Raw genomic sequence first — 11,702 nt, 5'->3', positions numbered from 1 at the left:
ACCTCCTATTATTCGAGTCCGTTCGTTGTTTTCTATCAGTTTAACATTTCCGGTTTTCATTGTGGATTGTTATGCAATAAAACCACTGCCTGGGCGGCAATGCCTTCTTTTCTGCCGGTAAATCCTAGTTTTTCTGTTGTAGTCGCCTTGACGTTCACCCGGGAAGGTTCCGCTTGAAGGATCCTGGCGACATTTTGGTTAATTTCCTCTATATATGGAGCCATCTTAGGAGCCTGAGCGATCACTGTGCAGTCAAGATTGCCAAGTGCATAACCTTTTTCCCGTACAATCGCCCATACTTCTTCAAGCAATTTGACCGAATCGGCATCCTTATAGGCCGGATCTGTGTCCGGAAAGTGTTTGCCTATATCGCCTTCCCCGATGGCTCCCAGACAAGCGTCGGCAATAGTATGTAATAGTACATCTGCATCTGAATGCCCCAGAAGTCCCTTCTCATAAGGTATTTCAATTCCGCCGATGATACACGGTCGTCCTTCGGCAAACTGGTGTACATCAAAGCCTTGTCCAATACGAAACATATCAAGCAAACCCCTTTACTTTGATTCACTTTATTCGATTAAAGAAAATCCTTAATATTCTTTATTCCTGTTTATAATCTAAATAAGCTCTGGCTTTACCGAGGTCTTCGGGAGTTGTGATTTTTATATTATCATAACTTCCCTGGACAATTTCCACAGGTTCGCCGTACCTTTCAACCAGAGAGGAATCATCTGTACCGATATAACCTTCTTCAGCGGCCTTTTCATGAGCATTCATGATTAATGAATAGTCGAAACACTGAGGAGTCTGGGCAGCCCAGAGTGTCTTTCTATCGAGCGTTTTCAACTGATTCCCGCTCTTCTGTTTGATTGTATCGGTCACCGGGACTGCAAGTAAAGCCGCCCGCTTGACGTCGGTCACTTCCGCCAGCGTGTGAAGAGTGTCTGGTGAAATGAACGGACGCGCACCATCATGAATGAATACGGGACCTTCGTAGGAAGACAAGCTTTTCAGGCCTTCAAACACGCTTTGCTGCCGTTCAGCTCCACCTTTTACCAGGTCCACCTGTTTTCTGAAGGATGCACTTCCGACCAGTTCATTCATCCTCGCCTCTTCTTTAGGATTTATGACCAGCGTGATAGCCGAACACCAATCATCTGTGTCAAAAACATCCAGTGTATGTAAAATAAGCGGCTTGTCCTGGATAGTGATGAATTGCTTATTTTCCCCAGTCCTCATTCGTTTACCCTGCCCGGCAGCCAATACGATCGCATGATATTTTATCATTAGTCAATCCATCCTAAACATAAAATGGGATTATACATGAGGTGTAGGACTCCGATTTACCCGTTGTCCGATTTGACCCATATAAGCAACAAAAGCGATAACAGTCGACAGTTATCACTTTTGTTTTCCACTATATGTTATACCCTTTTTACAATGCTTTTTCAAGTAATTTCGGCTTCGCAAATATCATCCGCCCTGCCGATGTTTGTAACACACTTGTTATGAGAACTTCAATTGTCTTTCCGATATAGTCTTTTCCTTCTTCGACGACAATCATTGTCCCGTCATCCAGATAAGCGACACCCTGGTTATGTTCTTTACCGTCTTTTATCACCTGTACAGTCAGCTCTTCACCAGGAAGGACTACAGGTTTTACGGCGTTTGCCAAGTCATTGATATTCAATACTTGCACATTTTGAAACTCACAGACTTTATTTAGGTTGAAATCATTTGTCACGACAATACCATTAATCACCTTAGCCAGCTTCACCAGTTTGCTGTCCACTTCCTGGATTTCCTCAAAATCGCCTTCATAAATCTCTACATTAACCGGCAGGTCTTTTTGCATCCTGTTGAGCACATCAAGACCGCGACGACCCCTGTTTCGTTTCAACACATCCGACGAGTCGGCGATATGCTGCAACTCCTCGAGCACAAACTGTGGAATAAGGATGGTTCCTTCGAGGAAACTGGTCTGACAGATATCGGCTATCCTGCCGTCGATAATGACACTCGTATCCAAAATTTTCACCTTTGGATTGTCGGGTGACTGTGTTGTTTCTTCCTGTACCGGTTTATCTTTTTCTTTCTTGGCCAGGGTTAGAAGATTCAAAAATTCATCACGCCGTTTAAAGCCAACCTGGAAACCAAAATATCCGAGCAGGAATGTCACAAAAATAGGTAGAACCTGTGACACGAGCTTGATTTCTATGTCCAGGATAGGAATAGTTATCAAAAAAGCGATAACCAGCCCTAAAATTAAACCAAGACTACCAAACAAAAGATCTCCGACGGGTATTTTTATCAACGTCTCTTCGACCCATCTCAAGAAGTCCACAATAAAATCGACAAGCCAGAATGTAAGTAAATATAAAATGATAGCACCTATTACCAAACCTACATACGGAGATTCCATCCAATTTCCGTTAGTGAAACCTACCAATCTGAGAACGTCAGGAATATATAGATACCCTATTGTACCACCAGCAATGACAATAAATAACTGCACAAATTTTTTCAGCACTCTGGTCACCTCCTAACAGACAGTATTTCCTGACAAATAAAAAATAACCTCATTTTTTTAAAGATATTTATAATAAAATAACACACTTGACAAAAACAGTCAAACTTGTAAAATTTTAATTTTATCAAAAAAAATCGACAAAGTCAATTATACAGCATTCGACAAAACTTTCATTATATATGCCGATCGATAAATAACTGTTCCTGGATTCTGTTCAAGCCGTCCTTTATCTTCTCTGCCCTCACCTGACCAACTCCGTTTACTGCAACCAGCTCTTCGGTGGACGCTTTGAGGACTTCATTTAATAATCCAAATTTTTCAATCATGTATTCCACAATGATATGGGGCAGTCTTGGAATCTTACTCAACACTCTGTAGCCCCTCGGATAAATAATGTCATCGAGTTTTACATCGATGGGATAACCGAGCATTTTCACGACTTGATCATCATTCATTAATTTCGTTGAAGATATCTCCTGCATTTTCGAAAGAATCTCTTCCGGATCTGCCAAAGTGGTATTGCTGTAATCCTTGATGATCAGAGCTGCTTCTAACTCTATATCAGAAACTAGTTCTGTCAGTTGAAGCTGAATCAGCCTTCCTTCGGTTCCTAGTTCATTGATATAATTGTGTATTTCTGTTTTGATCCTCATCACCATATCGATCCTGTGCATGACCTGGATTACTTCATTCAGAGTGACCAGATCTTCGAATTCCAGTGCACCGAGATTGGTAAGACTCTGATCCAGCACAATTTTATATTTTTCCAAAGTCTGCATTGCCTGATTAGCTTTCGTAAGGATTACTCCCATTTCTTTGAGGGCATACCTTATCGGGCCTTTATAAAGTGTGATGACATTTCTTCTTTCAGATATGGCTATTACCAATGTTCCGGTTTGCTTTGCAACCCTTTCAGCAGTGCGGTGGCGCATGCCGGTTTCCTTCGAAGGGATAGAAGATTCAGGAGTGAGTTGGACATTCGCGAACAAAATTTCGGATGCGTCGGGACTTAAAATAATGGCTCCATCCATCTTAGCCAACTCATACAGATTAGCAGGTGAAAAAGGAGCATCAATAGTAAATCCCCCGTCAACCAAGCCTTTCATTTTGTCACTATAGCCGACAACGATTAATCCACCTGTCTTTGCTCTCAATACATTATCAATTCCATCTCTCATCGGGGATCCCGGTGCCACAAATTTCAACATTTCTCCAATTGTCGAAGACTTGTCTCTGTCCTGCCACTCCATTTAATTTCCTCCCAGCGTAGCTTTTAGTGCGTCATGAACTGTATTCACTCCAAGAATTTCAATCGAGTCGGGCGGTGTCCAGCCATCCAGGTTCTTTTGGGGGATAATTGCGCGTTTGAACCCCAGTTTGGCGGCTTCCTTCACCCTCTGATCAATTCTTGCCACTCTTCTCACTTCTCCAGTAAGCCCTACTTCGCCGATCAATATATCATCCGGTCTAGAGGGCTGATCCCTGAAGCTCGAAGCTACACTAACCGCTACGGCAAGGTCAATGGCAGGCTCATCTAATTTCACTCCACCGGCCACTTTTACATAAGCATCCTGGTTTTGGAGCATTAAACCCACTCTTTTTTCCAGGACGGCCATCAAGAGAGGTACTCTATTATGGTCGATACCTGTAGCCATTCTTCTTGGATTACCATAACTTGTCGGTGAAATCAGCGCTTGTATCTCCACTAATACCGGCCTGCTGCCTTCCATAGAAGCCACTACCGTGGAACCAGCCGCACCCTGCGACCGCTCTTCCAGAAAGATTTCCGAAGGGTTGCTTACCTCCCTCAATCCTTCTTCTTTCATTTCAAAGATACCCATTTCATTTGTACTTCCGAACCGGTTCTTTACTCCACGCAAAATACGAAAAGTATGGTGCCTTTCTCCTTCGAAATACAAAACCGCATCAACCATGTGTTCCAATAAACGCGGACCAGCTATAGATCCTTCCTTTGTCACATGGCCTACTATGAAAATGGGAATTCCCTTACTCTTAGCTATACGCATTAATTCGCTTGTACATTCCCGTACTTGAGAAACACTTCCAGGGGCACTCGAAACTTCTTCCCGATAAATGGTCTGGATGGAATCGATGACGACAAAGCCCGGGTTTAGCTGCTCTATTTGATTTCCGATATCCACTAAGTTTGTCTCAGATAGCACATATAAATTGTCAGATGTGACTCCTAACCGATCTGCCCTCAACTTTGTCTGTCTGGCAGATTCTTCTCCGGAGATATACAGGACATTCAACTTCTTGTCTGCCAGCTGCGAGGAAACTTGCAACAAAAGAGTGGACTTCCCGATACCAGGATCGCCGCCAATTAAAACTAATGACCCGGGGACTATCCCACCTCCAAGTACACGGTTGAATTCCGGCATCATGGTAGTGACTCTTGGTTCTCTCTCCGATTGAATCGCAGTAATCTTTTCCGGCTTTCCCTTTAACGAACCTTCCACTTGGAAGGTATGCCTCGCACCAGAGGTTTGGGAAGCCACGACTTCTTCTACAAACGTGTTCCAATTATGACAGCCAGGGCATTTCCCCATCCACTTAGGAGTCTCATACCCACATTCCTGGCAAACATATTTTGTCTTTCTTTTTGCCAAATTAATCTCTCCTCGTGCCTGTCTCTATTATATACGAATGACATATCGAACAAGTTACAGACTTCTATCAATTTTTTTAAAAATCCATTTACAATTTCTTTTTCAACGATCATATCGAAATTAACTAAAAAACGGAAGGAACATACCTTCCGTTTTTAAATCCAAGCTGATAGAAAAACTTGATTATTCAGCTGTTACACTGAATTGGTCTTTTTGATCAACATCTATTGTTACATTCTGGCCTTTTTGGATATTTTCTTTTAGCAGCTCTTCGGAAAGAAGATCTTCTACGTTCTTTTGGATAGACCTGCGCAATGGACGAGCGCCATATTCCGGGTCAAATCCTTCATTTGCTATCTTTTCAATCGCTTTGTCCGTCACAGTGAAGTTAATTTCTTGTTCAGTCAGACGTTTTTGTAATTGTTCCACCATCAATGTCACAATTTCATTCATATGTTTACGCTCAAGAGAATGGAAGACAATCGTCTCATCGATCCTGTTAAGAAATTCCGGACGGAAGGCTTTTTTCAATTCGCCGATCACTTTATCGCGCATGTCTTTATGATCTGCTTCGCCATCGCTTAAGTTGAAACCAACATATTTATTGCGTTTCAACTCACTTGCACCCACGTTGGAAGTCATGATCAAAACGGTGTTCCGGAAGTCTACGACACGGCCTTTCGAGTCTGTGAGCCTTCCATCTTCCAGGACTTGGAGTAAGATGTTGAACACTTCCGGGTGAGCTTTTTCAACCTCATCCAATAGGACGACAGAATAAGGCTTTCTTCTTACCTTTTCAGTCAGTTGTCCGCCTTCTTCATACCCAACATATCCCGGAGGAGAACCTACTAATCGAGAAGTCGAGTGTTTCTCCATATACTCGGACATATCGATTCGGATCATGGCCTCTTCATCACCAAACATGGTGTCTGCAAGAGCCCTTGCAAGTTCAGTCTTACCTACACCAGTAGGTCCTAAGAAGATAAACGAACCGATTGGGCGTTTTGGATCTTTCAAGCCTGCTCTGGCACGGCGAATTGCTTTAGAAACTGCTTTGACTGCTTCTTCCTGTCCGATGACACGATCGTGAAGCACATCCTCCATGTTCAGTAGACGCTCGCTTTCATCTTTCGTTAACTTAGACACTGGGACACCTGTCCAAGTGGATACAACGCTGGCGATATCTTCTACTGTCACCTCAGAGCTCTCCTGACCCTGTTGCTCTTTCCATTCATCTTTGGTTTGTTCTAACTCGTCTCTCAGGCGCTGCTCGCTGTCTCTTAAAGAAGCTGCCTTTTCAAATTCCTGACTTTGAACAGCTGCATCTTTTTCTTTGCGGACTTCTTCCAACTTCTGCTCTAAATCCTTTAAGTTCGGAGGAGCAGTATAAGACCGTAAACGGACCTTGGAAGCAGCTTCATCTATCAAGTCAATCGCTTTGTCCGGAAGGAAGCGGTCAGTAATATAACGATCCGAGAGTCTTGCAGCAGCGTCAATTGCTTCATCTGTGATTGTTACACGATGATGCGCTTCATACCGGTCACGGAGACCTCTTAAAATTTGGATGGATTGATCCAGTGTCGGCTCATCTACTTGGATTGGCTGGAATCTGCGTTCAAGGGCAGCATCTTTTTCGATGTATTTTCTGTATTCATCCAGTGTGGTTGCACCGATACATTGCAGCTCACCGCGGGCAAGAGAAGGCTTAAGAATGTTAGATGCATCAATAGCACCTTCAGCTCCCCCTGCACCAATCAATGTGTGAAGTTCATCGATAAACAGGATGATGTTGCCTGCCTGGCGAATCTCCTCCATCACTTTCTTCAATCGGTCTTCAAATTCTCCACGGTATTTCGTACCCGCTACAACGGTACCCATATCTAATGTCATTACCCGCTTATCACGAAGGATTTCCGGAATCTCATTATTGACAATTTGTTGAGCAAGGCCTTCAGCAACAGCTGTCTTACCTACACCAGGCTCTCCAATAAGTACCGGGTTATTCTTTGTACGGCGGCTCAGCACTTGAATTACACGTTCTATCTCTTTCCCTCTTCCGATGACTGGGTCTACATTTCCTTCTTTTGCAATAGCAGTCAAGTCCCTGGCAAGAGAGTCAAGCGTCGGTGTATTAGCCGCTGTAGATTGGGAACCGCCACGGCCATGTTGACCCGAGGAAGATTCATTGCTTCCTAGTAATTGAAGCACTTGCTGGCGGGCTTTATTCAGGCTGACTCCTAAATTATTCAATACCCTTGCAGCAACGCCTTCTCCTTCCCTGATTAAGCCAAGGAGGATATGTTCTGTACCAACATAAGAATGGCCAAGTTTTCTCGCTTCATCCATCGATAGCTCGATTACCTTCTTTGCCCTTGGAGTGTAATGGATTGTTTGCGATACTTTTTGTCCTCTTCCGATAAGCTGCTCGACTTCCTCCTGAATTTTTTCCGTTTCTAAACCAAGCGAACTCAGTGCTTTTGCAGCAATCCCTTCTCCTTCACTTACCAAACCTAATAAAATATGTTCTGTACCTATATTATTATGGCCCAATCTCACTGCTTCTTCTTGTGATAAGGCTAAAACTTTCTGAGCCCTTTCTGTAAATCGACCAAACATCATAAAGCTTTCCTCCCTACATGGTTATTTTTCTAATTTAAACCGCTCCCGTATCAATGATGCTCTAAGAACGTCCCTTTCTTGTGGAGAGAGGATTCTCTTAGCATATTGTTGCAAAAAGCCGGGCTGCGTTAAAATCATCAGTTCATTCAAAATCGTTTTGGAGATATCCTCTATGAAGCCGACATCAATACCAAGCCGGACGTCGGACAAACATTTCGCAGCCTCTTTTGATTCAATGATCCTGCTGTACTTTAAAGTACCGTAAGATCTGAAGATTCGGTCTTCCAGCTGCAGTTCTGATTGTTCCACCAATACCTTGCGTTCTTTTCGCTCTTGTTCTATTAATTGGTTGACAACACTCTGTAAATCTTGCACAATATCTTGCTCCGATTTACCTAGAGTGATTTGGTTGGATATTTGGAATATATTTCCTATAGCTTCACTACCTTCTCCATATATACCTCTTACCACAAGACCGAGCTGGTTAATCGCAGGAATCATCCGATTAATTTTTTGAGTTATTGCCAGTGCAGGCAAATGCATCATAACGGAAGCCCGCATACCGGTCCCCACATTTGTCGGACAGCTGGTTAGATATCCTCTCGTTTCATCAAATGCATAGTTCACTTTTTCCTCTAGCCAATCATCGAATGTGAATGCTTGTTCTAAAGCTTTATTCAATTGAAATCCAGGAAAATACAATTGAATTCTTATATGGTCTTCCTCGTTGACCATAACGGAAACCTGCTCATTTGAAGAAATCAATGCAGCAGATTCCTCCTGGTTTTCAGCCAGATGAGGACTTATTAAATGCTTCTCCACCAAGACTCTTTTTTCTATTGGCTGTAAATCTTTCATTTTCAATAATGAGAAGTCTGTATAATTCTTGAAGGATTTTTCTTCATAGTTTTTTTCCATGAAATCCAGCACTTCATTGAGTTCTCCCTCTTTGGCGATAATCGGAAAAGGAATTTGATCAAAATTTCGAGCCAGGCGTATTCGGCTGCTCATAACAATGTCGCTGTCAGGACCCTCTTCTTTCATCCAAGGGCTGATTGCTTCATTCATAAACTGCTGCAAGCTCACTCCTTCTCCTCCTCTCCGCCATTATGAAGGTCTTTCTCCAATGCTTTTATTTGGTCTCGTATCTGCGCTGCTTTCTCAAATTCCTCATCGTTAATTAATTGCTTAAGGTGGTCACGGTATTCATTCAGCTTTTTCTTCTGTTGAATACTGCTCCCCACACGTTTTGGAACCTTGCCATCATGAATAGTATTCCCGCTGTGGACCCTTCTGAAAATTGGGTTCAGGCGATCAGCGAATGTCTGATAACATTCGTAACAGCCAAATTTCCCTATCCGGGTGAACTCTTGGTAAGTAAGCCCGCACTTTGGACACTTCACCACTTGTTTAGAAGATACATTGTTTGCTTGCTGTCCTCCGATTGTTGTTTCAAAATTAAATAGTCCGGACAACAAATTATGCAAGGAGTAAGCTTCATCTTCATATCCCATATAACCCTTTTCTTTGGCACAACGTTCACATACATGAATCTCTGTTTTGTTTCCATTCACCACTTTAGTAAAGTGAAGTGTTGCCGGGCGTTCATGGCATTCCTGGCATTCCATACCAATCTCTCCCTTCTCCGGCTCTTTTAATATTTCAAGGTAGATAGCATAGCTGTCATTATTTTAGCCCGAACTTCATCCCGTATAGGAAGTTGGAAGGGCAGTGTATTTCTGTCGATTGCACTTGCCATTATTTTTGCTTCCCGTTTGGAAATTAACTCTTCTTCCATCATTCTCTCCAGTATGTCGATAGCTGCTTGTTGGGTAACAGTAGGCTGGATCATCTGGATTATTTCGTCAATCAACTTGGCCTTCTCTTCATGCTTTATTCTCGCAATTCTTATATAGCCACCGCCGCCACGCTTGCTTTCGACTATATAACCTCTTTCTACAGTAAATCGGGTATTAATTACATAGTTGATTTGAGAAGGAACACATTGAAATTGATCTGCTATTTCGCTCCGTTTGATCTCAACGATGTTTTTCTGGTTGGCTTGAAGAATTTCTTTCAAATAACGTTCAATTACATCAGAAATATTGCTCACCTTGCGCTCCTCCTCTCTTTTTGACTTTGACTATCTTTGACTTTACTTTCATTATACCCAACTTTTTTTATGTTGCAAACAATTCGTTTTTATTATCATTGCCTGAAAAACACAAGATAAACTTACACAAGTTCACTATAGTATCTATTATCTAAAAAGAGGATAAATCCCTGCCTTTAAGCAGGGATTTTTTTATTGTTCATTGACTTTTTTCACATGATTCAATGTCGATATATCATCAAGCAATCGAAATTTATCGATCTTCATTGTACTTTCAACCTGAATCAAGTAAATCCTGTCTTTATTTTCTTCTTTTTCCACCTCCAGCTTACGAAGCTTTACGTTGTATATTTCGAACAAACGGATGAGGCTTTCCATTCGGAGTTCCTCGCTGACAACTAACTTAAAGTGGATATTTGATCTTTTGTTCATGAAAAAATTTTCTACATGATGCAGTAATACAAGGCTAAGCAAGATGACAAAAGTCGTTAACACAGCAGCACTGTACATGCCTGCTCCTACTACCAGCCCCAGGCCGGCTACCGTCCAAATGGAGGCTGCTGTGGTCAACCCTCTAATCGTCATCCCATGGACCATTATAGTGCCAGCCCCTAAAAACCCAATACCGCTGATCACGTAAGAGGGAATACGCGCTGGATCGAAGCGGACATTATCATATTCTTCTATAAAGGACTCAAATCCATAAAGTGACAACAACATCATTAAACATGAACCCACTCCTACGAGAATATGAGTTCTGAAACCAGCGGAATGGTTTTTCAGTTCTCTTTCAAAGCCAATCAGACCGGACAGTATTAATGCAATAAATATTCTTAATACCATTAAGGAAAAGTCCTCATTTAAATATTGCTGAATGTTTTCGATGAAGTCCAATATCCCTTCCCCCTCGTATTCTTTTGTTTTCTTTTTTTGTCTTTTTACCCTGAATAGCATAAAGGATAGCTTATTAGATCAAATTTCCCTCTTTATTGTGTTATGAAGCGGGCAGAGATAATATCCCTAGTAGAATTGGATGGAATATCTTTTTGTTCTTCTGTTTTCTTTTGTCTAAATATACAAGTTTTGTTATTTGATTGTTTTTCTGTACTCCTACTAATATTATAGAGCCTAATAAAAAAAACCTTCAAAAGAAAGACTTTCTTTTGAAGGTTTTCAATCTTACCTGGGGTCCTCGACTCCCACTTGGTCTTACAGGACAAGAAAAGTTCCTTGGATTCGCATCGCACGAAGAAAAGGCGACCTTCTTTTACAAGGATATAGGTCAGTTCGACGTTGCCACAGGACGTGGCGTTCTTAGTCGAACTTCCTTGCCCTTCTTCATGTTTTTTCTTCTCTTTCATCTATCCTCTAAGCAACTATTTTCTCATAAAAAGAACCCCTGAGATGATGTTTCTTCTCAGGGGTTCTCTCTTTGCCTGGCGGCGTCCTACTCTCGCAGGGGCAATACCCCAACTACCATGGGCGCTGGAAAGCTTAACTGCTGTGTTCGGCATGGGGGCCTACAGGATGTAGGTCAGTTCGACGTTGCCACAGGACGTGGCGTTCTTAGTCGAACTTCCTTGCCCTTCTTCATGTTTTTTCTTCTCTTTCATTTATCCTCTAAGCAACTATTTTCTCTTAAAAAAACCCCTGAGATTATGTTTCTTCTCAGGGGTTCTCTCTTTGCCTGGCGGCGTCCTACTCTCGCAGGGGCAATGCCCCAACTACCATGGGCGCTGGAAAGCTTAACTGCTGTGTTCGGCATGGGAACAGGTGTGACCTTTCCGCTATTGCCACCAGACAATGTCTT

General features: G+C 42.3%; 10 protein-coding genes and 1 rRNA gene. All 11 read right to left on the bottom strand.

Features of this window, described 5'->3' with window-relative positions; all coding sequences use genetic code 11:
- Positions 1 to 56 precede the first annotated feature (56 nt).
- The 11 genes from ispF to rrf all read right to left on the bottom strand — a co-directional run bounded on the left by ispF (position 57) and on the right by rrf (position 11,693).
- Entirely contained in the window at positions 57 to 539 is a 483-nt protein-coding gene (gene ispF, locus CZ434_RS15205; RefSeq protein ID WP_077623941.1) for a 2-C-methyl-D-erythritol 2,4-cyclodiphosphate synthase, read from the bottom strand.
- A 61-nt stretch (positions 540 to 600) separates the two neighbouring features.
- Positions 601 to 1,287 carry a 2-C-methyl-D-erythritol 4-phosphate cytidylyltransferase gene (gene ispD, locus CZ434_RS15200; RefSeq protein WP_179107289.1) on the bottom strand — a complete coding sequence of 229 codons (687 nt, stop codon included), beginning with the start codon at positions 1,285 to 1,287 and terminating at the stop codon, positions 601 to 603.
- 148 nt (positions 1,288 to 1,435) lie between these two features.
- Positions 1,436 to 2,530 (bottom strand): PIN/TRAM domain-containing protein, encoded by a 1,095-nt coding sequence (locus tag CZ434_RS15195; protein WP_077623940.1) that lies wholly within the window; start codon positions 2,528 to 2,530, stop codon positions 1,436 to 1,438.
- A 173-nt stretch (positions 2,531 to 2,703) separates the two neighbouring features.
- Entirely contained in the window at positions 2,704 to 3,780 is a 1,077-nt protein-coding gene (gene disA / locus CZ434_RS15190) for a DNA integrity scanning diadenylate cyclase DisA (protein ID WP_077623939.1), read from the bottom strand.
- Positions 3,781 to 5,160, bottom strand: a complete 1,380-nt coding sequence (radA, locus tag CZ434_RS15185; RefSeq protein ID WP_077623938.1) for a DNA repair protein RadA — start codon at positions 5,158 to 5,160, stop codon at positions 3,781 to 3,783.
- Positions 5,161 to 5,343: 183 nt separating this feature from the next.
- Positions 5,344 to 7,779, bottom strand: coding sequence for an ATP-dependent protease ATP-binding subunit ClpC (clpC, locus tag CZ434_RS15180; RefSeq protein ID WP_077623937.1), 2,436 nt, complete (start codon positions 7,777 to 7,779; stop codon positions 5,344 to 5,346).
- A 21-nt stretch (positions 7,780 to 7,800) separates the two neighbouring features.
- On the bottom strand, positions 7,801 to 8,865 hold the full coding sequence (gene mcsB, locus CZ434_RS15175) for a protein-arginine kinase McsB (RefSeq protein WP_077623936.1): 1,065 nt from the start codon (positions 8,863 to 8,865) through the stop codon (positions 7,801 to 7,803).
- A complete protein-coding gene (gene mcsA, locus CZ434_RS15170; protein ID WP_077623935.1) occupies positions 8,862 to 9,407 on the bottom strand; it encodes a protein-arginine kinase activator protein McsA in 546 nt (181 codons plus the stop codon). The genes mcsB and mcsA overlap by 4 nt, the downstream gene beginning before the upstream one ends.
- A 26-nt stretch (positions 9,408 to 9,433) precedes the next feature.
- A complete protein-coding gene (locus CZ434_RS15165) occupies positions 9,434 to 9,892 on the bottom strand; it encodes a CtsR family transcriptional regulator (protein ID WP_077623934.1) in 459 nt (152 codons plus the stop codon).
- Between the two features lie 192 nt (positions 9,893 to 10,084).
- Positions 10,085 to 10,735: an MgtC/SapB family protein gene (locus tag CZ434_RS15160; RefSeq protein ID WP_179107368.1), complete on the bottom strand. Its 651-nt coding sequence runs from the start codon at positions 10,733 to 10,735 to the stop codon at positions 10,085 to 10,087.
- Between the two features lie 842 nt (positions 10,736 to 11,577).
- A 5S ribosomal RNA gene (rrf, locus tag CZ434_RS15150) occupies positions 11,578 to 11,693 on the bottom strand.
- Positions 11,694 to 11,702 lie beyond the last annotated feature (9 nt).

The organism is Sediminibacillus massiliensis (assembly GCF_900156915.1).
GTDB classification, from domain to species: domain Bacteria; phylum Bacillota; class Bacilli; order Bacillales; family Amphibacillaceae; genus Sediminibacillus_A; species Sediminibacillus_A massiliensis.
This window is presented reverse-complemented; position numbering and strand designations above follow the sequence as displayed.

What these genes read in the sequence shown, in the direction of transcription:
- ispD (WP_179107289.1), bottom strand. Translation starts at nt 1,287, where the DNA reads ATGATAAAATATCATGCGATCGTATTGGCTGCCGGGCAGGGTAAACGA.
- CZ434_RS15160 (WP_179107368.1), bottom strand. Translation starts at nt 10,735, where the DNA reads ATGGTATTAAGAATATTTATTGCATTAATACTGTCCGGTCTGATTGGC.
- ispF (WP_077623941.1), bottom strand. Translation starts at nt 539, where the DNA reads ATGTTTCGTATTGGACAAGGCTTTGATGTACACCAGTTTGCCGAAGGA.
- clpC (WP_077623937.1), bottom strand. Translation starts at nt 7,779, where the DNA reads ATGATGTTTGGTCGATTTACAGAAAGGGCTCAGAAAGTTTTAGCCTTA.
- disA (WP_077623939.1), bottom strand. Translation starts at nt 3,780, where the DNA reads ATGGAGTGGCAGGACAGAGACAAGTCTTCGACAATTGGAGAAATGTTG.
- mcsA (WP_077623935.1), bottom strand. Translation starts at nt 9,407, where the DNA reads ATGGAATGCCAGGAATGCCATGAACGCCCGGCAACACTTCACTTTACT.